General features: G+C 46.7%; 17 protein-coding genes. 6 read left to right on the forward strand and 11 right to left on the reverse strand.

Annotated features, from left to right (window positions below; genetic code table 11):
- The first annotated feature begins 368 nt into the window (after positions 1–368).
- Entirely contained in the window at positions 369–1,442 is a 1,074-nt protein-coding gene (locus A3EU_RS0110770; RefSeq protein WP_020536170.1) for a lipase family protein, read from the forward strand.
- Between the two features lie 10 nt (positions 1,443–1,452).
- Here the strand turns inward: A3EU_RS0110770 and A3EU_RS0110775 are convergent, their stop codons facing one another.
- The 6 genes from A3EU_RS0110775 to A3EU_RS0110800 form a co-directional block, all read right to left on the reverse strand.
- On the reverse strand, positions 1,453–2,337 hold the full coding sequence (locus A3EU_RS0110775) for a haloalkane dehalogenase (RefSeq protein WP_020536171.1): 885 nt from the start codon (positions 2,335–2,337) through the stop codon (positions 1,453–1,455).
- A gap of 554 nt (positions 2,338–2,891) precedes the next feature.
- On the reverse strand, positions 2,892–3,779 hold the full coding sequence (locus tag A3EU_RS32705) for a tetratricopeptide repeat protein (RefSeq protein WP_020536172.1): 888 nt from the start codon (positions 3,777–3,779) through the stop codon (positions 2,892–2,894).
- A 94-nt stretch (positions 3,780–3,873) separates the two neighbouring features.
- The gene (locus A3EU_RS0110785; protein WP_026211333.1) at positions 3,874–4,668 is read right to left on the reverse strand and encodes a helix-turn-helix domain-containing protein; all 795 of its coding nucleotides are present in this window, start codon (positions 4,666–4,668) and stop codon (positions 3,874–3,876) included.
- Positions 4,669–4,670: 2 nt separating this feature from the next.
- Positions 4,671–5,648: an L-histidine N(alpha)-methyltransferase gene (gene egtD, locus A3EU_RS0110790; RefSeq protein ID WP_020536174.1), complete on the reverse strand. Its 978-nt coding sequence runs from the start codon at positions 5,646–5,648 to the stop codon at positions 4,671–4,673.
- A 139-nt stretch (positions 5,649–5,787) separates the two neighbouring features.
- Complete coding sequence (egtB, locus tag A3EU_RS0110795) at positions 5,788–7,068, reverse strand: ergothioneine biosynthesis protein EgtB (protein WP_044085741.1); 1,281 nt, start codon at positions 7,066–7,068, stop codon at positions 5,788–5,790.
- Positions 7,069–7,108: 40 nt separating this feature from the next.
- Positions 7,109–7,399, reverse strand: a complete 291-nt coding sequence (locus A3EU_RS0110800; protein ID WP_020536176.1) for a DUF427 domain-containing protein — start codon at positions 7,397–7,399, stop codon at positions 7,109–7,111.
- Between the two features lie 154 nt (positions 7,400–7,553).
- On the opposite strand from A3EU_RS0110800, the gene A3EU_RS0110805 reads away from it, so the two are divergent.
- Entirely contained in the window at positions 7,554–8,447 is an 894-nt protein-coding gene (locus A3EU_RS0110805; RefSeq protein ID WP_211213923.1) for an aldo/keto reductase, read from the forward strand.
- 254 nt (positions 8,448–8,701) lie between these two features.
- Here A3EU_RS0110805 and A3EU_RS0110815 read toward each other — a convergent pair whose 3' ends face one another.
- Positions 8,702–9,109, reverse strand: coding sequence for a hypothetical protein (locus A3EU_RS0110815; protein ID WP_020536179.1), 408 nt, complete (start codon positions 9,107–9,109; stop codon positions 8,702–8,704).
- Between the two features lie 275 nt (positions 9,110–9,384).
- Here A3EU_RS0110815 and A3EU_RS0110820 point away from each other — a divergent pair, with 275 nt between their 5' ends.
- Complete coding sequence (locus A3EU_RS0110820) at positions 9,385–10,410, forward strand: AI-2E family transporter (protein WP_044085709.1); 1,026 nt, start codon at positions 9,385–9,387, stop codon at positions 10,408–10,410.
- Positions 10,411–10,420: 10 nt separating this feature from the next.
- On the opposite strand, the gene A3EU_RS0110825 is transcribed toward A3EU_RS0110820, so the two are convergent.
- Positions 10,421–10,813 (reverse strand): hypothetical protein, encoded by a 393-nt coding sequence (locus A3EU_RS0110825; protein ID WP_020536181.1) that lies wholly within the window; start codon positions 10,811–10,813, stop codon positions 10,421–10,423.
- Between the two features lie 420 nt (positions 10,814–11,233).
- Here A3EU_RS0110825 and A3EU_RS0110830 point away from each other — a divergent pair, with 420 nt between their 5' ends.
- The 3 genes from A3EU_RS0110830 (at position 11,234) to gcvP (ending at position 17,616) form a co-directional block, all read left to right on the forward strand.
- Positions 11,234–11,746: an NADPH-dependent FMN reductase gene (locus A3EU_RS0110830; protein ID WP_020536182.1), complete on the forward strand. Its 513-nt coding sequence runs from the start codon at positions 11,234–11,236 to the stop codon at positions 11,744–11,746.
- A gap of 188 nt (positions 11,747–11,934) precedes the next feature.
- Positions 11,935–14,418: a replication restart helicase PriA gene (gene priA, locus A3EU_RS0110835; RefSeq protein ID WP_020536183.1), complete on the forward strand. Its 2,484-nt coding sequence runs from the start codon at positions 11,935–11,937 to the stop codon at positions 14,416–14,418.
- 321 nt (positions 14,419–14,739) lie between these two features.
- The gene (gene gcvP / locus A3EU_RS0110840) at positions 14,740–17,616 is read left to right on the forward strand and encodes an aminomethyl-transferring glycine dehydrogenase (protein ID WP_020536184.1); all 2,877 of its coding nucleotides are present in this window, start codon (positions 14,740–14,742) and stop codon (positions 17,614–17,616) included.
- A gap of 107 nt (positions 17,617–17,723) precedes the next feature.
- On the opposite strand, the gene A3EU_RS0110845 is transcribed toward gcvP, so the two are convergent.
- From A3EU_RS0110845 to amaB, 3 genes are all read right to left on the reverse strand, one after another.
- Positions 17,724–18,275: a DUF3575 domain-containing protein gene (locus A3EU_RS0110845; RefSeq protein WP_156825726.1), complete on the reverse strand. Its 552-nt coding sequence runs from the start codon at positions 18,273–18,275 to the stop codon at positions 17,724–17,726.
- 283 nt (positions 18,276–18,558) lie between these two features.
- On the reverse strand, positions 18,559–21,096 hold the full coding sequence (locus tag A3EU_RS0110850; protein ID WP_020536186.1) for a PIG-L family deacetylase: 2,538 nt from the start codon (positions 21,094–21,096) through the stop codon (positions 18,559–18,561).
- 483 nt (positions 21,097–21,579) lie between these two features.
- On the reverse strand, positions 21,580–23,106 hold the full coding sequence (gene amaB, locus A3EU_RS0110855) for an L-piperidine-6-carboxylate dehydrogenase (RefSeq protein ID WP_020536187.1): 1,527 nt from the start codon (positions 23,104–23,106) through the stop codon (positions 21,580–21,582).
- Positions 23,107–23,255: the final 149 nt, after the last annotated feature.

Here is a 23,255-nt window from a genome sequence, read left to right on the forward strand (position 1 = left end):
TGAAGTCAAAGCCACGCCTTAAGTATTCAGCCCCAAACGATTTCATCTAGCGCCCCTTATTTAAAGCTTGCCACAAATTTAAAATCCGTGTTAAATCCGTCAGATTCGTTAAATCTGTGTTCTATCCCGCTCATTTGAGGTATCTGATCCTGTTAAGAAGTCGATGGTGTTCTTTTTTTTAGATTAATTGACTGATAGTGAGTTGGTTGTGTGGTTTTTTGTGGACGATATTCGCAAAAAGTCTACCCTTCCTGTTTTGCCTAAGTGACTGTTTTTCAACGATAAAGAGATTGGTGGTTTGGGTTTGGAATAATATTTTACAATCGCGATTTGTGCGAAAAATAATTCCTTAACCAAACTAATTGTCCATGTTTTATTCCAATAGCTTGCAAGTTGGCTTAGTTTTTTTACTGTTTTTCCTGCTCTCCTGTGAGAAGCCAGAAGAAGCAACTGAGCGAACAGGCCCTGATTTAAGCACAGAACAAGATTACTGGGAAGAAACCAGCCTTTCGACTTACGATACCAGGGCTTTGTCTATTCCTTCCGAAGGCAGGTCCGTGCCAACAGGTGCTACGCTTACCCCTCATTTTCAAAGTTGGCTGTCGGCTAATGGTTATGGCAGTTACAATTTTTCGCGTACCGATATTGTGGGAGATAGCTATGGTGGTAAAACGAATAATAATACCCCTGTAACGAAGCAACCCGTAATTTTCATTCACGGTAATTCTGATAAAGCCGTGGGTACCCAATTCGGGCAAAGCGGTTGGACAGAGTCACTGAATTACTTCCTCGGTCAGGGCTATACCGAGGCTGAACTGTATGCCATTACATGGGGTGATGCAGATGCATCCAGCGCTGCAAATAATTATCATTCCAAAGAAAATGTAATGCGTATCCGCAAATTTGTGGAAGCCGTTTTGGCATATACCGGCGCGAGCAAAGTGGATATCATTGGCCATTCCATGGGGGTAACTTTGGGCCGTAAGGCAGTAAAAGGCGGTTCTGGTTACGATCCCAACGATGGTGGTTCCTATTCCGTGGGTAGCTCCCTGACCAGCAGTGTGGATGCTTTCGTAGGCATAGCCGGCGCCAATCAGGGCCTGGTGAGTTGCTATTACGCAAGCGGCGTACCTACTTGTGATGATGTCAATGGGTTTTATCCTGGTTACATGTGGGGATGGTATGGCCCTTATGGCGTTTCCGATTATTTGGTCGACCTGAATAGCTCTTCTGCTTACGAGGGGGCTTACCGCTACAGTATTTGGTCATCCGCAGATCAAATTGTGGGGTACGGGTGTATCGTCTATGGCAAGAATACTTGTAAACTGCCAGGACAAACAGGGCAGAAATCTTATGGGTCTGCTCCCTATGGCCATTTCAATTTGAAAGACCTGACAGAAGCAGTACAGTACAATATGGTAGTTAATCATACAGTGATTTGATGATAAAAGGCTAAACATGTCTGTCCATAAAGGCCAGGATATGTTCTACAATCTCTTCGCCGGCATCTTCCTGGAGGAAGTGGCCGGCGTTTTTAATTCTTTTATCGGGCAGGCCTTCCGCAGTAGGGATGAGGTCTGCAAAAAAGCCACGGGCACCACCAACAATAGGGTCCTTGTCGGAAAAGGCTACCAAGCAAGGCTTTTGCCATTGCCCCAGTACCTCTCTGGCTTTCTTCATGTAGGGCACTGCCGGGTCGCCGGGTGTCATTGGTACCAATGCAGGGAAAGCCCTGGCTCCTGCCTTGTATTTAGCATTGGGGAAAGGCGCATCATAGGCTTTGCGTACAGCACGATCTAGCGGATGATGCGTTCCTTGCGAAATGATTCTACCAATGGGAAGAACAGGCGATTTCAAGGCAAAAGTCCTCCAGATATTGAAAGCTTTACTACCAGGTTCTGTTCCATCGGGAATAAAGGTATTCATGATGACCAGTCGCTTGAATAACTCAGGTCGTTGGCCCACCATTGGTAAACCCAGCAAGCCTCCCCAGTCTTGAACAACCAAGGTGATATCCTTGAGCTGGAGCTGGTCTAGCAAGTGATGAAAGCTCTGGAAATGGAAATCAAAGGTATAATCACTAATCTGCGTGGGCTTGTCGGATCGGCCAAAGCCCAACCAATCAAAAGCAATTACTCGATGGTTTTTCGCTAAACCCGGGATCATCTTGCGGTAGAGGTACGACCAACTGGGTTCACCGTGAAGGAGCAAAATGGTTTCCCCTTCGCCCTCGTCAATATAATGCATACGCATCCCATTCCATTCAATATAGTTAGGCTGAAAAGTCCATCCCGGCAAATTTTGAAAGTGTTGGTCAGGGGTACGCAGAAAATCCATGCAGAGACAATTTGGGTGATTATATTATTGGAAACAGCACGAAAATAAAGTGTGTTTTTGTTTTTTACAATAGTTGAATAAGCGCTTCATTTTAAGCGTTTTAACTATTTGGAAAGCTTGAGGAAAAACACACTTTGTTTTCTGCGCAATTCTTGATTGTGAAGGTACGGAATAAAATTCCCCAACAAGTTCTAAACTGGACTTTCGGCATTCGCCGAAAGTAGTAGAAGGATTAAAGGTAGAAGGTATAGGGATTTGAAACTGAAGGAGAATAGCTACCGTTTATAGTCATCCCGAATTTTGATTGTCATCAAAATCCGTGCTGACCAACCGCAAAAGTTATCGTTAAAAACGAAACCCCGTGATTTCTATTAGTGAAATCTATGGGGTTTCTTACAAAAAAGTCAGATAAATCATTCCTTTCAGCTATTATAATGACCCTCTCTAAATTAAAGTCAGGCTGGATTTTAGCCTTAGCCAAAATTCGGGATGACTCATGTTCTCGTGTTTATACTAATAAAGTCGGGTGATGACTTTGTCTCAAAGACCGTTTTCTAATTCTTATTTTCTCGCTTCACGTATCTCCCATCAAAGGCACTTTGCCATTCACTTTCCGGGGTTTGTTTTTGTTCTATAAATTGTCGCACAGATCCGTCTTCCTGTAGGGTAAAGGTCATCCGAAGGGTGCCATTGTTGGCAGGAGTACTACTGGATTCTGAGATGAATTGAAGGTAGCCTGGCCGGCGTTCTGTCTCTATGTATTTGGTCAGCCCTTGCGTATTGTCTGACCAAAGTTGCTTCCACAGGCCATCTGATGGATCATAAAAATTGAGGCTTTGCCCTACGTAATCGCGTGCCGTAGAGTATTGTTCTAAAACGGAGCAGCCTCCTTCCTGCTTGGTGATGCTATTTTCGCCGACTTTGATGTCTCCGACAAAAACATCCCATTCCCCTAACCAAAAATCGAAATGCGTATAGTAGGGATCATAAAAGCAAGGGAATGCCCGCCGATGAACACTGTCTTTTAGGCTTTGAAAGTGCTCTTGATGAGAAAAAACGTCGAATTGCTCTTGCTCAAAAGCCTGGTAGCTACTAAATCCTTCTTTAACGAGCTTGCCGAGCAAATCCAGCGCTTCTTCTTGCTTCCCCAATTGAGCAAGACAGCGCGCTTGCTGCATTTGTACATTTGCACTTGGCTGAAAGTTATTTTCAGCGGCGGCTTCTAAACTTTTCAGGGCTGGTTTGTAATCCTGTGCCTGGATCAGGCAGAGCCCTTGAATGTATAAGGCCATGGAATCTTTCGGGTTTGCTTCAAGTTGTTCCTTACAATTTGCCAGACAATCACTGTATTTACCTTGACTATAAGTGGATAGAATATTTCCTTGCGCGCCAAGCAGTAAAGGAAGGAGGAAAAAGGCCATAATGAACGTTCGTTGCCACATAAATCGATTGTTTTGACCAATTTAGGCAGTTTCAAAGCAATGTAATTGTAAAAAACGCTGGTTCTATACCTGGCACCTAATAACGGGTATAGAATTATCCCTGCTGCTGGCAGAAGTTTTTTGGCAAAAGCCCGGTAATAAGTTGCACTTCTTTGTGGAAATGGGAGGGGTCATAATAGCCCAATTGAAAAGCTAAGTCCCGTAAGTTAGTGGTTGTTGCCTGAAGATGTTTTACCCGGCCTAGCCGATAGAGTTGCAAATAAGTTTTGGGTGGAACCCCGAAATGAGCATTAAAGCGGTGCCGAAACTGAGCCGGACTCAGGTAGGCTATCTTGGCCAGGTCACTTACCTTGCAATGACCATTTTGTTGGTGGATGAAATTTTGCAAAACCGCAGTAGGAAAGGGGGAACACGCGCTAAACTGGCTTTGCAGAAATTGATCAGTAAGCTCAAGTTTCTGCTTGATATTGTTGGTCAGTACTAATTTATCCTGCCACTCTTGCCCTGCCTTTCCCCAAATGAGGCCGGGGCTCAATAGTTGATTCTTTAGTTCGTGAACGGGCAATTTTACAAAATGAGCAAAAGCGCCTGCACGGAATCGAATGCTAAAGGCAAATCCGGGTTCACTAATTTTCATTTGGTAAGCTCGGGTATGCAAGCCGCCTACAAATGCCTCCTCACGCGAGAGCCATTCTTTACTGATGGGGTGGGTATAGTGGGTATGTGCTCCATGCTGGAAGATAATCTCGACGATTCCTTCAGGTAGGAAAAACAGGGTGTCTCCTTGTAAATGGCTTTCTAATTTGTAATGGCAATAGGAACTCACATAAGGAACCAACTCACTGGCAGGTGAATAATGAACTTGTTCGATATGGTGAGCTGCAATCATATTTATTGTTTCAATTCCCAAAGGCTATCCACAAAATAGGCTTTTTGATCAACAAAATTATGGTTGACCACAAAGCCGGTTTCTTCGGCCAGTTCGGCGATGTCGCGTTCACTGTATTTGGCGGATACTTCTACGGCAATGGCTTCCCAGGCCGCAAAATGTACACTTAATTGTAACTGCTCAATTTGCACCAATTGATCTTCTTTACTTACAATGTAGCTGCGAGCTTCACCATTTAGGGGGTTATACGTTTCCCAATGCATGAATTTATCAAGATCGAATTCACCACCCAATTCTCTATTGATCCGGGTTAGTAAATTGAGGTTGAAGGCTGCGGTGATACCGGCTGGATCATCATAGGCTAGTTGTACAACTTTAGGATCTTTCTTGAGGTCAAAACCCGTGAGCAGCAAATCGCCAGGGGAAAGGCAAGTTGCTAACTCTCTGATAAATGTTTTAGCATTAGGTAAAGGGAAGTTTCCAATATTGCCACCTAAAAAAAGTACAACTTTTCGCCGGTGATTGTCTTCTTCTTTAATCAGAGAAAGAGCTTTGGTGTAATCTCCTTTTACGGCGTCGACCTTAAGTTTTGGGAATTGTTGTGCGCAATCATCGGCCAGTTGTTTTAAAACATTTCCGGAGATATCAATTGGCCGATAAGTGAAATCTGCTTCTTGTTGGAGAAAATACTCCAGTAAGATTTTGGTCTTGGTTCCATCACCAGCACCCAGTTCAATCAATTCAAAGGTCGTGTCACCAAATGCTTCAAGGATGGCTGCCTTTTGCCGAGTGAAAATATCATGTTCAGCGTTGGTGAGGTAATATTCCGGCATAGCCATGATATCCTGAAAAAGTTGATCACCAACGGCATCATAAAAATATTTGCTTGATAATTGCTTGGGGTAGTTGCTGAGGCCTTCTTCAATATCAACAGCAAAAGTGCTGGTTTCGGTAATTGTAGGGCTGGATGTAGAATTCATACGGGAAAATTTAAGAGGCAAAGAATGCTCAATTTGTTTTTTGCGCAATATTTGTTAGACGCAGTAAATTACTGTACGACGTACGGTAAATAAGTGTCGGTTTGGGCTTGTAAAAAACCTTTTATCCTGTAACCTCAAGTTAATCAAGGTCTTTGGCTAGGCGGATGCCCGTAAACTGCCAACGTTTATCGGTTTGGAAAAAGTTGCGGTAGGTTGCCCGAATATGAGAACGCGGTGTAGCACAAGAACCTCCGCGTAATACCATCTGGTTGATCATGAATTTACCGTTGTACTCGCCCAATGCCCCTTCGGGTCTAGGGTACCGCGGATAAGGAAGATAGGCACTGTTGGTCCATTCCCAAACATTGCCTAGCAGTTGATCGTCCTCATCACTGGTTGGTGCAATCGGGTGCCAGTTTTTGTCTTCAACAAAATTGGCGTTGGTGGGGATTTCAGGATGTTGCTGTTGGCAAACGACCTCCCACTCTTGCTCAGTAGGCAAGCGATGACCTGCCCAGCGAGCATAAGCATCTGCTTCAAAAAAACTGATGTGCGTAACCGGAGCTGCCAAATCGATAGGTTGTAAGCCGTTGAGGGTATAATGGAACCATGCACTATCTTGTTCATACCAGTACAGAGGGGCTTTGATATCTAATTGCCGGGCCCATTCAATACCTTCCATCTGCCACAGTTCAAAACGATCATAGGCCTTGTCTTGCATAAAAGCCAAGTAGTCAGCATTAGTGACCAACCGTTTTGCTAAAGCAAAACGATCGAGATAAACCTGGTGTCGACTCAGCTCATTGTCCCAACAAAAGCCATCACCCTGGTGACCGATTGGGTAGAGGCCTGCTTCGACGTTGATCCAGCTTTCAGGAAATGACCGATTTTCGATAGGTTCCTCACCTTGCTGATAAGCCGGATAGAGCGGATTCGTACCCAGGATATATTTGATATCCGTCATCAATAACTCCTGATGTTGCTGTTCATGTTGCAATCCTATTTCCAGAAGCTGTGCCAACTCTTTAGGCAATTTTTCTTGGTACTGTTCCAGTAATTCGGCCAGGTTTTTATCCACATATTCGCGGTAAGCAAGAATGGTTGCCGTCGATGGCCGCGTCATGTTACCCCTACTGGTACGTAAAATTCGCGGCCCCTGACTTTCGTAATAGCTATTGAAGAACCAGTTTAGGCGTTCATCGAATAGCTGATAATCGTCAAGGTGTTCTCGAAGGATGAAGTTTTCAAAAAACCAGGTCGTATGTCCCAGGTGCCACTTCGGCGGACTCACATCACCAATCGGTTGCACCACATAATCTTCCGCAGAAAGAGGTGTACACAATTGCACACTCCACTGCCGAATTTGCTGATAACGGAGGAGATAGCGTTTTGCGCTGGCTAGGGTAGGGGCTGTTGTCATAATTGTTGGGTGATTGTTTTCTGCGCAATAAAAGGCCTTATTAGGCATCCTTTATTTCTACGCCTCTCCAAAAGGCAACTCGATCCGTGATTTCTTTAGCAGCATCTTTGGGACTAGGGTAATACCAGACGGCGTCGGTATTAGTTTGTCCGTTTACTTCCAAAGAATAATAGGAAGCAGTACCTTTCCATGGGCAAACGGTATGGGTATTGCTTTCTTTGATGAATTCTTGCTTTAGGCTATTGGCAGGAAAGTAATAATTTCCTTCGAGACGCACCAAGTCGTTACTTTCCGCAACAATTTGCCCATTCCAGATGGCTTGCTTTTTCATTATAATAAAGAATTAGTTTAGCTTTTACAAGTTAAGTAACTATTCGTTGGCCAAAGTTGTTGACATAAAAAGAGAATTATGCTTGATTTTGGTCTGTTTTCAGACAGTTTTTTTTCCTGTAACAATTTTTAATAACCCTGAATTTTTCAAGCACATGATGGATTTTTCTACCCTCGGTTCTTCCTCTGTTAGTATTTCCCGCATTGCACTTGGTGGCATGTCTTTCCCTTCCGCTGCGGAGGGTACGAAAATTATTCAAACAGCGCTGGAAGGTGGCATCAATTTTTTCGATACGGCCGATCTTTATGATAAAGGGGAGAATGAACGCATCGTCGGCAAAGCCTTAGCATCTATCCGCAAGGAGGTCGTCATTGCCACCAAAGTCGGTAACCGATGGAGAGAAGATGGTAGCGGCTGGGATTGGGTGCCGCGTAAGGCGTACATCCTGACCGCCGTCGAGGCCAGCCTACAACGCCTGGGCACCGATTACATTGACCTCTATCAACTGCACGGCGGTACCATCGATGATCCACTCGAAGAAGTCATCGAAGCTTTTGAGTTATTAAAATCTCAGGGAAAAATCCGTGCTTATGGAATCTCCAGCATCCGCCCGAATACCATCCGTAAATGGACGGCCCTGTCTCAGGGAGTAAGCTGTATGTCGCAGTACAGCCTGTTGGATCGGCGGCCGGAAGAGGCTGTACTTGGCCATCTCCAGCAAGCCAATCATGGAGTTTTGGTCAGAGGAGCATTGGCCAAAGGACTGCTCGCGGGCAAGCCTCCTCAGTCATATCTCAGTCACAGCACGGAACAAGTTGAAAAGGTACAAGCCGAAATGCTTAAACAAGTGAGCAAGCAAGATTTTTCAGGGTTAGCACTAGCTTATTGCTTAAATTCCCCCGCCGTATCATCGGTCGTATTAGGCGCGAGTAAACCTGCTCAAATCAGCGAAGCCCTGGCCGCCTGGCACCGCGTAAAAACCATGAACATCGATTTTCAGCAACTCTCCCAATCGGTACCCTCCTACAATTACACCCAACATCGCTAATGAAGATAACCCGTTCGGCGTCGGCTTTGCCTACGTCGGTGTGTACATAAATTCTATGTGGCTATTGTGTAAAATAAAAACCTTAGGTGCCCTTAGGTGTCTTATGTGGTTCAAAAGTTAAAATAAAAAACTAAACATCACCCTCAGGCGGTGAAGTAAACTAGGTTTAGGTGCCGCTTTGCGGTAAGGGCGGTCTTCCATCGTATTTGGATACATAGAGCGTAGTATTTATTATTGAGGTTCTTAGGAGCAGATTATTTCGCGCTGGCCACAGCTTTTCCAAGCCGGATAGGCGCACCAAGTAGTTGGCCCCAGTCGTCATAATCTCCAATTTCAATCTTTCCACTAGGCGAAATAAGCACTTGCCGTTGAGGGCCAGCCTCAATGCCGTGCATCCGGAGCAAAGACTGGTATTTAGCCATTAGCCCACCAGTAGGAATAACTTCGTTGATGAAGAGGTCGTGGAATTCGAATTCAATTTTTACACCTTCATGATTGCCCACCAGTTGATCGGCAACCAATTCACGGCGAAGCTCATCACGCAGTACCGTTTCTTCGGTGCTCAGTAAAAAAGTATCACTGGTGACACATTCAGGGCAATCATTGCTAAAGTTCAAAAAGAAAAGGGTGCAAAGGATAGTAACAACAGTCGGGTATTTCATCTTTCTTGGTTTTGGTCTTCCTCCGGGTGAAAAGAGGATCGGGTTCGCTTATTAATAGGCAAGTGGCGTGCCGAAAATCGACAAAACGTGTAAGTGTTTGACTTTTAGTTATTTGTGTCGAATTGTTAGTCGGGTTGGTGTCGAAAAATGTTCGTTATCGAACACTCGTTGTGCGTAATTGGACGGTAATTAGCGCCACATTGTTAAGATGCTTCCAAAAAGCCTTGACCACTACTCCCAATTCATGTACTTTAGCTTTAAGCTATGCTGTAATTATGATCAAGACTACCCATACCGTTATTTTGCTGATTGCTATTGTCTACATTTTGGTTGTCACCAAGGTGTTGTTACTACCGTTTGTGGTAGCATTATTGATTTGGTACCTCGTCAAGGATATTCGAGACTTTATCGCGCGCAACCGCTTTATCAAGCGGCGCTTTCCTCGTTGGTTACAAAACACACTGGTGTTTGTCATCATTTTTGGCGTACTCACCTTTGTTTCTCGCTTACTTATAGGCAGTATCGCCACCTTTGCCGACAAGCTTGTTATCTACGAGGCCAACGTGACGGTATTAAATGACTACCTCCAGCAGCAATTCAACTTTGACTTTATTGACTACATCCAGAATTTTACGGGCAGTTTTGATTTTACCCAAATCTTGCAGCCGGTAGTCAATGGCTTAAGCCAATTACTCGGTGATGGCTTTATGATCGTGCTTTATGTCATATTTTTGCTGATGGAAGAATCAACTTTTTCAGTAAAGCACCGCCTGTTATTTAAGGAAGAAGAGCGCTACCAACAGACGATGGAGTTGGTCAATAAGATTGATGCGTCTTTTGGTAACTATATTTCTATCAAAACCCTTACAAGTTTCATTACGGCCACCCTTAGTTATATAGTGATGAATATTCTGGGCGTGGATACCCCTTTACTTTGGGCCATCGTCATCTTTCTACTCAATTATATCCCCAGTATCGGTTCTTTAATAGCAACCACCTTTCCCGCTATTATTGCTGTTTTGCAAGAGGGCGACCCTTGGGCAGGGCTATGGGTATTGATGGGCGTAGGGCTTATTCAGGTGCTGGTTGGCAACTTTTTGGAGCCTCGTATGATGGGCAATTCGCTCAATATTAGCCCGCTAGTAGTCATCCTGTCCCTCATTGCCTGGGGAGCTATCTGGGGCGTATTGGGCATGGTACTAAGTGTTCCCATTATGGTGATGTTGATCATCGTGTGTGCCCGCTTCGAATCCACGCGGCAAATCGCTATCCTCCTTTCAGAAAACGGAGAGGTAAACTAAGTTACTTATGTTATCCAATAAGGTAAAGGCTCAATAGCGCTACCGCAAAATAAGTAGCAATAGTAGCAGCTCCTTCATAGTCTTTGCTCATGCGCTGACCGAAGAAAAGCATCAGTAATGCGACCGTAGACAGTTGTATGCCGTATTGCGCAAACGTCAGGTCATCACTAATGACGATTTGGGTAACTCCAATCACGCAAAGTATGCCTGCAGTAAGCTCCACAATGGTCAGTACACTCAATAACAAGGGCACGATTCCCCTTAGGGGGCTGTGTTTAAAGTGCCCCTTCAACCAAGAGAGGTTTCCCTTTCTATCCAGCACCTTGTCTAGGCCCGATTGTACAAAAACGATAGCCCAAAAGGTGGTCAGTGCAAGTTGTGTGAAAGTAAGTATAGGTAGCATAGCCGATCGGTCATTATTTGAGACCTAAATTAAGCATTTTTTAGAACTGTGATATTTCACCTTTTGACTTTGGGGCCTCCCTTCGGGCGCTACGTTGCGCAGTTCGTTATTCACTCAGAGCTTGTTTGGGGCGGTTTCGTCACGAGAATCAAGGAGTTACGGTTCTGGCGAAGCTGCGAAATTCGAGTTTAGCGGGTTAAGTGAGTATTTCGCAGTGAAGTCAGGTTCGTAAAATCTTGATTCGTAGTAGAAACAAGTCCCAAACAAGCTCTCGGCCCTTCGGGCCTACCCGTGCCGGGTAGCTGCTGCACATCGCTAGGCCAATTTAGATTAACCAAAAAATGTGAAGGTATTGTCTCTGAATTCAAGGTTTGTACCCCCATCGATAAGTATCTTCGCACCAACAACCAACAAACCAAGATGAACATCCTCACCCTCTCTGGCTCTGCTCGCCCCGGTTCTTCCAACCAGCTGTTGTTAGAAGCCATTGCTGCGGCCTTCCCCGATTATCGCTTTACGCATTTTGCCGAATTGTCTCAGCTGCCACTTTTCTTGCCAGCTCTGGATCACGCACCTTGGCCAGCGTCTGTGGTCGAATGGCGGCAGGCCCTCCGATCTGCTACAGCGGTTATCATCACCACACCAGAATACATTCATAATCTTCCGGCCCTCCTGAAAAATGCCCTGGAATGGATTGCCAGCTCTGGCGAATTAGTAGGCAAGCCCGTACTGCCTATCACTTTTACGCCCCATACTCCCCGAGGCGAGCGGGCCATGCAGTCTTTGCTGTGGTCGCTCGGTGCGCTCGACGCCCGTATTGTGGCAGAACTCCCCCTCTATCAAAACGAAATGGAGCGAGAAGGTGAGCGGCTACTGCTATCGGCTGATGCAGAGGAAATGATGGGGGAGGCGCTGAAGCTGCTAGAGGGCTAATCGCACTAGTACGATTGAGTCCGTAATTGTGAAACAAAAAATAACTTTTGACAAGTACTTGAACTTAATTATTGGACAAAAACGCTAGCTTTACAGCTAAGAAATCTTACATGTCCTTATATTACCTCATTTGGTTCAAATAAGCTCGCATTGAGAAAGTCCTCATACCTAGTATTAAATTCCCCGCTTTGTCTCAAGAAAACTTACATCCTGTTCATTCCGCCACGAGCTATTACGTAGATGTCATCTTGCCGCTGGCCATTGCGCGGGCGTATACCTATGCAGTACCGGAAGAGTTGGTATCCGAAATACAGGTAGGTGTAAGGGTAGAGGTACAGTTTGGGAAAAGTAAGTTGTACACAGGGTTAGTTATGCGGGTACACCAGGAGGCACCCACGCAGCAGCACCCCAAGCTCATCATCAGTGTCATCGATGAAGTACCCATCGTTACCGAGCAGCAATTCAAGCTGTGGCGATGGATGGCAAGTTACTACCTCTGCTCCTTGGGCGAAGTAATGAATGCAGCACTGCCTGCAAACTTTAAACTTACCAGCGAAACCCGCGTAACGCTCGGGCCACTTTTTCATCAGGATCCAGCCTTGCTGAGTGATAAAGAATACCTGATTGCCGAAGCCCTTTCGATTCAGGAAGAGCTCAGTATCGATGACCTACAGGACATCCTCGGGCAAAAGACCGTATATCCGATTATCCGTCGCTTGCTGGACAAGCGCATTGTCTACCTCAAGGAAGATCTCAAGGAAAAATATCGACCCAAGAAAATTCTTTGTGTTCGTTTTCAGGAGCCTTATGCTTCCGACCCTAATAGCTTGCACCTCGCTTTCGAGCTGGTCTCGCGTTCTACGAGGCAGGAAACAGCGCTGTTGGCTTACATTCAAACTAGTAAGCAACAAGAGTTTGTGCGTCAATCAGAATTGATTCAACAGTCAAATGCAGATCATGGGGCCATCAAAGCAATGGTCAAAAAGGAAATATTTGAAGTTTACGAACGCGAAATTAGCCGCATAGGGAGCTATGAAGAAGATACGCTGGAAGCATCCACACTTGCTCAGCAGCAAACCCGTGCATTAACAGAAATAAAGACCCACTTTGAAGACAAAGGCGTCGTATTACTGCACGGTGTTACCGGTAGTGGAAAGACGCGGGTGTACTTGGAACTGATGCAGGAGGTCATCGCCAAAGGCGGTCAAGTTCTTTATCTATTACCAGAAATTGCCCTGACCACCCAAATCATTGAGCGCGTACAAAAAGTACTGGGAGATGATGTGATGGTTTATCATTCGCGCCTCAATCACAACGAACGAATTGAGCTTTGGCAAAAAGTACAAGCGGGCAAAGGGGCTGTGGTCGGTCCGCGTTCGGCCATGTTTTTGCCTTATCAAGAACTCTCCCTCGTTATTGTTGATGAAGAACACGATCCCAGTTACAAGCAACGTGACCCCAATCCTCGCTATCATGGCCGCGATACTGCTATTGTTTTGGCACACCAGTTTGGGGCCAAAGTATTGCTAGGTACGGCTACCCCCGCGCTGGAAACCTACCACAATACCCAAAAAGGAAAGTACGGCCTGGTAGTGATGAACGACCGCTTCGGCGGGATCGAACTCCCGGAGATCATCATCGCCGATGCCCGTAAAGCGCAGCTGGAGCAGCGCATGTACAACCATTTTACCGATACCTTGATCGATGAACTCAAAGCTGCCTTGGAACGGGGAGAACAAGCCATCCTTTTTCAGAATCGGCGTGGGTATTCTCCAACCTATCGCTGCCCTACCTGCGCGTGGCATTCCGAGTGTGTCAACTGCGATGTGAGCCTCACTTATCACAAGTTTCACGAAATGCTAAAGTGCCACTACTGTGGCTACAGCACCAAACTCCCCACGGAATGCCCGGCCTGTGCCAGCACGGGCTTGACCATGCAGGGTTTCGGGACAGAAAAGATAGAAGATGAGCTGAAAATATTCCTCCCCGACGCCAAGATCGGCAGGATGGACCTGGATACCGTTCGTGGCAAGAATGCACACGCCAAGATTATCGGCGAATTCGAAGAAGGTAAAATCGACATCCTCGTAGGTACCCAAATGGTGACCAAAGGGCTGGACTTTGAGCGGGTAGGCGTAGTAGGTGTGCTCAGCGCCGATCAGCTCTTACAATTTCCTGACCTTCGCGCATCCGAGCGAGCCTTTCAGTTGATGTTGCAGGTAGCTGGTAGGGCAGGGCGGAAACACCGGCAGGGCAAAGTGGTTATCCAAGCTTTTAATACCGCCCACCCGGTGATCAAGGAAGTACTAGAGGGTGATTATGCGGCCTTCTATGCTCGTGAATTAAAGGAGCGGCACGAGTTTGCTTATCCACCTTTTATGCGCCTCATCCGGATTACCCTCAAGCATAAGAAGCCGCAGGTGGTCAATGATGCTATGAAATTGTATGCCCACTGGCTCAAACAGCAGTTAGGGGAATGGGTACTGGGCCCTGCGGTACCCCATGTTGGACGCGTCAGGAATTACTACCTGCTCGATGTGCTCATCAAACTGGAGATGAACCCGCAGAAGATCAAATTTGCCAAAAAACACATCTACGCCGCCACCGAACAAATCAAGCAAACCCAAGGCTACAGCAATGTCCGCGTCAGCATTGACGTCGATCCGTATTAGGGGGGTGAAAAGATGGGTCGCGCCAGGGGTGGGAGCCAGCACCGGGCACCGGTGCGCCCGCAGGGCCGAGTGAATAACGAGTGGCGGACGACCCGACCCGAAGCACAGCGGAGGGAGGCGCCCAAATAACATTCCACTGTCAAAATAAACTATCCTGAGGTAGGGATGTTAATCCACCACGAAGATTTTTTATCTTCGCAGCAAGGAAGACGGGTACGGAGAACAAGCACCCTGTTTTTGGGGAAACTCCGTGGCTTTAGTCCTGCTTTTGCAAATGTTCTGTAAAGAAGTTCCTAACCTACCTCAACCGGAATTACTACCATGAGTAAAACGGCATTTTTCGATCAGTTTGTGAACCGCCATATTGGCCCCTCTCCTGCAGAGGTTTCGCAAATGATCAAGACCATCGGCGTTAAAAGCCTCGACCAATTAATTGATGAAACGGTGCCCGCAGATATCCGCCGCAAGGACGCGATAAAGGTACCTGTTGCTCAGACGGAGCATGCTTACCTCGGCAGCCTAAAAGCATTGGCCGCTAAGAATAAGGTGTATAAAACTTACATCGGACTGGGCTATTATCCAACCATTACCCCATCGGTAATTGCTCGGAATATTTTTCAGAATCCGGGTTGGTATACGCAGTATACGCCCTATCAGGCAGAGATTGCTCAAGGCCGATTGGAGGCACTTTTGAATTTTCAAACCATGGTGAGTGATCTCACCGGGATGGAGATCGCCAACGCTTCTTTGCTGGATGAAGGCACTGCTGCTGCGGAAGCAATGGCCTTGTTTTTTGCCCAGAAAAATAAGCGTAACAAAAAGGAACCGATCAATGTATTTTTGGTCGCTGATCAAGTACTTCCTCAGACGATTGCAGTACTTCAGGCACGGGCTGAACCCCTGGGGGTTGAGGTGCAAGTAAAGCCTGTCGGTGATTTCGAATTAAACGACCAGGTTTTCGGTTTGATGCTACAGTATCCTGCCGCTAATGGTGCTGTAGAGGATTACCGCGCACTGACTGCCGAAGCGAACGCCAAAAACATTTACGTGACCGTAGCTGCCGACTTGATGGCGCTAACAGTACTAATGCCTCCTGGTGAGTGGGGCGCTGATGCAGTTGTGGGTAATACTCAGCGATTTGGCGTGCCAATGGGTTATGGAGGCCCTCATGCAGCTTATTTTGCTTGTCGCGAAGCTTACAAGCGCTCTTTACCAGGGCGTATCATCGGAGTGTCGGTAGACCAAAGAGGGAAACCTGCACTGCGGATGGCACTGCAAACCCGTGAGCAGCATATTCGCCGCGAAAAAGCAACGTCTAATATTTGTACCGCTCAGGCACTGCTGGCTATTATGGCAGGTATGTATGCAGCTTGGCACGGGCCGGAAGGTTTGCGGGCGATTGCTGTCCGCATCAACACCTTGGCGCAATTGCTGGGCCAAAGTGCCAAACAGCTGGGGTACGAGCTGGAAGTGGAGCATTACTTTGATACGGTTACCATTAAAGCTGATAACCAAAGCCGGCTGGCTATTCGCCGAGCTGCTTTGGGAGCCGAACTGAATTTTCACTATACAGATACGGGTGTTCAGATTAGTCTGGATGAGACGACGACTCGTGAAGATGTCGAGCAAATTGCCGGAATCCTTGCTGTCGATTTTGAGCAGGATACCATCGCATTGGCAACTGAAGAGCCTGCCACTATTTCTGCACCGGAAAGCTTGTACAGACAGACCGATTACCTGACGCATCCCGTTTTCAACAGCTACCAGACGGAAACGGAAATGATGCGCTACATCAAGCGCCTGGAAAACCGGGATTTGTCGCTGACGCACTCTATGATTGCATTGGGGTCATGTACGATGAAGCTGAACGCGGCGACAGAACTGATGCCCGTAAGTTGGCCTGAATTTGCTAACCTTCACCCCTTTGTGCCTAAAGATCAGGCTGCTGGTTATTATCAGATGTTTACGGAACTAGAAGCTTGGCTGAGTGATATCACCGGGTTTACCGCTTGTTCGCTACAGCCCAACTCTGGTGCACAAGGAGAATACACGGGCTTACTTACGATTCGTGCGTATCACCTTTCGCGAGGCGATGACAATCGTAACGTGGCAATCATTCCGGATTCGGCCCATGGTACCAACCCGGCTAGTGCGGTAATGGCGGGAATGAAAGTAGTGGTAGTGAAATGTGATGACGAAGGCAATATTGACATCGCCGACTTACGTGAGAAAGCCGAAGCTAATGCTGCTGACCTTTCTTGCCTGATGGTTACTTACCCTTCGACGCACGGTGTTTTTGAGACGGGTATTAAAGAAATTTGCCAGATCATCCACGAGTTTGGCGGATTGGTATATATGGATGGTGCCAATATGAATGCGCAGGTGGGGTTGACCAGCCCGGGCCTGATCAAAGCGGATGTTTGTCACCTGAATTTGCACAAGACCTTTGCTATTCCTCACGGCGGCGGCGGACCAGGTATGGGCCCTATTTGTGTAAATGATAAACTGGCACCTTTCCTGCCTAAGCATCCTTTGGTAGAAACGGGTGGTGAGCAAGGAATACTTCCTGTATCGGCAGCCCCTTGGGGAAGCGCGAGCATCCTATTGATTAGTTACGCTTACATCAAAATGTTGGGACCTGACGGCCTGACCGATGCGAGCCGCTATGCGATCTTGAATGCCAACTATATCAAGGCCCGCCTGGAAGAACATTATTCAGTGCTCTTTAAAGGAGAAAATGGGCATACTGCTCACGAACTCATTATCGACTTGCGGCCCTTTAAGGAACTCATCTCCGCAGCTGATGTAGCGAAGCGATTGATTGACTATAGCTTCCACGCACCAACCTTGAGCTGGCCTGTAGCCGGAACAATCATGATAGAGCCAACGGAAAGTGAAAGCATGGCCGAGCTGGATCGTTTCTGTGATGCAATGATTGCTATCCGCAAAGAGATTGATGAAATCGCCAGCGGTGAAGCCGATGCAGAGAACAATGTCTTGCACAATGCTCCTCACGTGTTGGAATGGTTGACTGCCGATGAATGGCCTTTCCCTTATAGTCGACAGAAAGCAGCGTGGCCTTTGCCTTACCTGCTGGAAGGACGTAAGTTTTGGGCCAGTGTAGCACGAGTAGACAATGGTTTCGGTGACCGTAACCTGGTGTGTACTTGCCCTCCGATTGAAAGTTACGCAGAGTAACATCGGCCAAAGTAAGGCGCTAAAATAAAATGCCCGCTTCGAGAGATCGAAGCGGGCATTGTAGTTTTTAAAAGAGTTATTCTCTTTCAAGTGTTGGTGATTGTTAATTATCCACCGAAGCGGTAACCAATTCCAAGTTTACCCTGGAACATGATATCTGGCCAATCAACAGTGAATTCAGTACCGCTGTCTTCGTATTTAGTGTTGTCGACCAAAGCGCGACCAACACCGAAGCCGATGTCAAAAACGATACCACTACGAGATACGGATTTGTATCCGATACCTACACCAAGACCAAAACGGGTTTGGCTGTACTCTGCATAGTTGGTGTCACCATCCGCTTTGTAGCTGCGGGAGATGAAACGTAAAAAGGCATCTGCATAGAATTTGTCAGCACCATCATCAGGGTTGAAGTAATATTTACCAACCACGCCAATTGGAATGTTGCTCCACTTGAGGCTAGTAAAATCATCATTACCTCCACCGATACCGATAGTAGCTTCAACAGAGAATTCATCAGAAAGGATGAAGTCTCCTCCGATACTTAGGTCGCCAAAGAGAAGTCCAATAGGGTTAATTGTGACATCTACCTGCGCGTTTGCGTGGAAGGCCGAGAAAGAGAAAACGGCCAGGGCCAAGATCATTAATCTTGATTTCATAAAGGTGTAATTTAGTTAGTCAATGGCCTAAAGGTAGATAAATATCCTACACACGACAATTAATTACGTTTTTTTTAACAACAGGGTAGCCTATGCGTCAAAAGGGGGTTAAAGCCTCTTTTTGCTGGTTACCTTTTGTGGTGGAATGCTATGCTCACTGCGTTCGAGGTAGTGTTCGATTGCGCTCACGGTTATGCGATCCCGATGCCTCGGGATCGCGTTTGTACTCGCTAAAGCTCGTGATGGTGCTCGTTCCTCGCGGGCGAGCGAAGCGCGCACCCCTTTACGGTTGAGGCTTATTGCCTAATGAAATAAGATTAGCAAATAAACGGTATGCTCCGGGTACGCCAGCGGGAAGCTCTCGGAACCACGAGTAGCCTGTATAAACATAGTGGCCTTTGCCGTATTCTGCGACCAGCAAACCACCATCACGCGCAGGTTCGCCAGGGTCGTTACTCGATAGAATGGCGGTGTATTCGTCAGCCCACTCGTTGGGGAAGTAAAGCCCTCGTTCTTGTACCCAGCCTTCGAAATCTGCGGTGGTTATCTTGTTAGGCTCATTTAGAACTGGGTGGTCAGGTGCCAGTAAGCGAACTTCGGCTTCTTCTACCGTCACTCGGTCTCTGCTAACATTGATAGGGTAGGGGGCCAGCTCTTCCATTGGGACTTTTAATCTTCGATTAGTGTTGTACTGGACAATGAGGGTACCTCCTTGGTTGACATATTCCAGTAAGGCCGGCTGGTAGACGGGCATACGTTCGAGCGTGTTATAAGCCCGGATGCCCAAAATGACGGCATCGAAATTTTTAAGTCGATCCGTATTCATATCACGATCATCCAGCATAGTAACATCGTAGCCAATTTGTTCGAGTGCTTGTGGAATGTCATCACCAGCTCCTTTTAGGTAACCGATGTATTGGCCCTCCTTCTTGATGTTTAAACGCACGACTTTTGCAGTCGCATCCAAAATGAGCGTTTGGGTCGGAATATGATCGTATTCAATTTTTATGCGGTCTTTATGGTAAACGATACCATCTAGATCGACCATCGGAGTGATGAAGTTCTCTTCCTGGGTTTCGGAAGGGTAGAGGGTAAACTTGAATGTCTGCTCCTCGTCTTTGCGGTCAAGTGTAAGCGGAAATGATTCCGGTTCTAAACGCCAGCCATTGGGATAGGCCAAGCGCAGGGTTCCTGTAATATTATCACGACCTGCGGTAACCTTTACCGTAATTTCCTGCGGCTTTGGGTTTGAAAAAATGTAGACCTGCTCGGATAAGCCGGTAAATACAGGTGGTGTGATTTCGAAAGGACTGTAAAGCTCCCCTTTAACAGGATCGGTCTTTTTGAAAACCAGTGGTTTAGTGATCACCATCGTTGACCAGGAATTTTTGGCTTTATCAAAAATATCCAAAGTAAAAGTGACATCGAGCGCCGATGGTGTTTGGGGTAACCCTCGTAGCTGCTGATCTTTGACGGTATACATGCCAAGGCTGGCTTTTTGGTTCAACCAGTAAGCATTGGAGATAGGGAAGTCGGCAGGGATGCTTAAAGTCTGTTCCTTGGAAAACCCTTGGTTAGAAGCAAGTTGCTCATTGACTTCTTGGTCAATGTCTAAATCAGGGAAACTGATTTCGCGCAATTTCACCTCCACACCAGAGCGGTTAATGGCTTCTAATTCAATAACAATATCCTGTCCGGGAGCTGCACTAGGGTCTGCGGCTACGGCCTCCAAAAAGAGACCTAGCGACCCTTCGATCAGGTTTTTGATTTCGGCAAGTTTAATGTCTCGCCAATGCCCGGAAGGTAAAGATTTGATCATGTTGCGAATTCTTAGCAGGCTAGGGAGGCTCTTTTCAGGTTGATCAAAATCAAAATTTGCAATCGCTAAGGCCACTGCTTCACCAACAGGAGCACCTCCCTCAACGCGGGTCCAGGTAGTGTTGATGCCTGCGAAGGGATCAGTATTATTTTGCGGCATATCTCCCTTCACCAATTCGAGGTATTCCGTAAGACTACCCCGTGTGCCGCTGGAACCAAATCCCTGGCTCTTGTGCTGGCTGCGGCTGGTAGCTGCAATCTCCGGGACAGAAATCCCCCGTTTCGGAAGATAAGTACCTACATCAAGCGACACCATCTTGGATTTATCGGCCTCGTCAAAGGCTTCTTGGCTACCATAGAACCACCAAGAGGTGTTAAAGAAGATGCGACTGGGCTTCCAGGGAGCAACGCTTTGCAATTGCTCAGGATATACTTTTGGGTCATTGCTTAAGTCGAAAGATTCTACCGAAAGCATAGCAGAGGCAGTATGATGCCCGTGAGTTTTGCCCGGCGAACGATGGTCGAAGCGATTGATAATAATGTCTGGCTTGAAGTTGCGGATCACCCAGATGGCATCAGCCATCACCTGGTCACGGTCCCAGATGTTGAACGTCTCGTCGGGGTGTTTGGAATAGCCAAAATCATTAGCACGGGTGAAAAATTGCTGCCCGCCATCCGTGCGGCGTGCAGCCAGCAATTCCTGTGTACGGATTACCCCCAATAGCTCGCGAATCTCCGGGCCTACAAGGTTTTGGCCACCATCGCCGCGTGTCAGTGAAAGATAGGCGGTGTTGGCATGGCGTACATTGCCCAGATAAGCAATCATCCGCGTGTTCTCATCATCGGGGTGTGCTGCGAAATACAAGGCAGAACCCAAGAAATTGAGCTTTTGCAGGCCATCATGAATTTCGGTAGAAGACCACCGTTTAGGAGCTTGAGCTTGGACGGTCGTGTAACCTCCGAGGAAAGCAAGGAGAAAAACAATTATAGATATGCGCTTCATAGCAGGCGTAGTTATTTTATCTAGGAAGTAGACAAAGGTAGGGCGTTTTTGGTTGAGAGGATTGCTTAATTAAAGCAAGGAAAAAAAAGCCAATCGTGCCAGTGCGATCTACGGTTGGGACACATCTATGTGTCTTGACCTCAGTAGAGGTCATCTATTGGTAGAACCATGTTTATTAGGAGTTAAAACGACCTCGGATGAGGTCGAATATCAATTCATATTGGATCACCGAGTAGAAAATCCAAAAAGAATGCGATGTTTCCTATTGTGCGACCTCATCCGAGGTCGGTTTCTCATTTATTTATTCTTTTCTACCAATATACCACCTCTCCGAGGTGTTTTTGTTTGACTCCACCCCTGATTTTGTTCGAGATGTGTCCCAACCGTAGAGTGCGATCATACGATTGTCTCTCCCAAAACAAAAAAGCCGTCTTCCACACCAGGTGAAAGACGGCTTTATGAAATCTTATGGTCTAACCATTCCTAGAAATCAAACTTGATCCCTTGTGCCAATGGTAACTTGGTACTGTAGTTGACCGTGTTGGTCTGGCGACGCATATACACCTTCCAGGCATCAGAACCTGATTCGCGACCACCACCGGTTTCTTTTTCTCCTCCGAAAGCACCGCCAATTTCGGCACCGCTGGTACCAATATTTACGTTAGCAATACCACAATCAGAACCTTCAGGAGACAGGAAGCGCTCGGCTTCGCGCATGTTGTTGGTCATGATAGCGCTACTGAGTCCTTGAGGAACAGCATTTTGGAGTTCAATCGCTTCCTCAATGGTTTTGTACTTCATCAAGTACAAAATAGGAGCGAAAGTCTCGTGTTGTACGATCTCGAAGTGGTTTTCTGCCTCTGCAATACAAGGTTTTACATAACAGCCACTTTCGTAACCTTCTCCTTCCAGTACACCGCCTTCTACGATGAAGTTGGCTCCTTCTTCTTTAGCTTTCGCAATTGAGTTGAGGTACATATTCACAGCATCCTTGTCGATCAGTGGCCCTACGTGGTTGTTTTCATCCAGCGGATCACCGATACGGAGCTGAGCGTAAGCTTTTACCAGGTTATTCTTGATGACATCGTACATGTCTTCGTGTACAATCAGGCGGCGGGTAGAAGTACAACGTTGGCCACAAGTACCCACAGCACCAAATACGGCACCTGTTAGTACCAATTCAAGATCAGCATTAGGAGTGACAATGATGGCATTGTTTCCGCCCAATTCCAGTAGGCTATTGCCTAAACGCTGGGCTACGGTACCGGCTACAATCTTACCCATTCGGGTACTACCAGTAGCGCTAACCAAAGGTACACGAGTATCCTTGGTCATGAATTCACCAACTTTATAGTCGCCGTTGATGATATTGCTCACACCTTCAGGAACGTTGTTTGCTTTCAAGACATCCTTGAAGATGTTCTGACATGCTACGCTACATAAAGGAGCTTTTTCAGAAGCTTTCCATACAATTACATCACCACATACCATGGCTAGCATGGCATTCCACGACCATACGGCTACCGGGAAATTGAAGGCAGAAATAACCCCCACGACCCCTAGTGGGTGCCATTGCTCCATCATGCGGTGAAGCGGGCGCTCACTCTGAATGGTAAGGCCGTAAAGCTGGCGAGATAAGCCAACAGCAAAGTCACAGATGTCGATCATCTCTTGCACTTCACCGAAGCCTTCTTGTAGGCTCTTGCCCATTTCGTAGCTTACCAAACGACCAAGCGGGTCTTTATACTTGCGTAATGCTTCACCGTATTGGCGTACAACCTCACCACGTTGTGGTGCGGGAACCATTCGCCATTCTTTGAAGGCAACCATGGCTTTATCCATCACGTCGTCGTATTCGGCACGTGTGGTTTTGCTTACTTTGCCAATCATTTCACCGTCTACAGGCGAGTAAGAGGCAATATATTCTCCAGAAGTAGAAGTTTTCAAACCCGTACTTGTACCATCGTTGTTGGCCTGTAGTCCGAGTTTCTTGAGGAAGGATTTGTCCATTTTTTGTGGTCTTATTTAGAGCTAAAAGAAATGCAGCCGCAAAGGTAATAAGAACTAACCGACTTTCCAGATAAGAAGCAGCGAAGCTAAATCGTGTTTTATTTTCTGCGCAATACCAAGGAGCAATGACGATATAATCATTTGTGCGA

Source organism: Lewinella cohaerens DSM 23179 (genome assembly GCF_000379805.1).
GTDB lineage: Bacteria > Bacteroidota > Bacteroidia > Chitinophagales > Saprospiraceae > Lewinella > Lewinella cohaerens.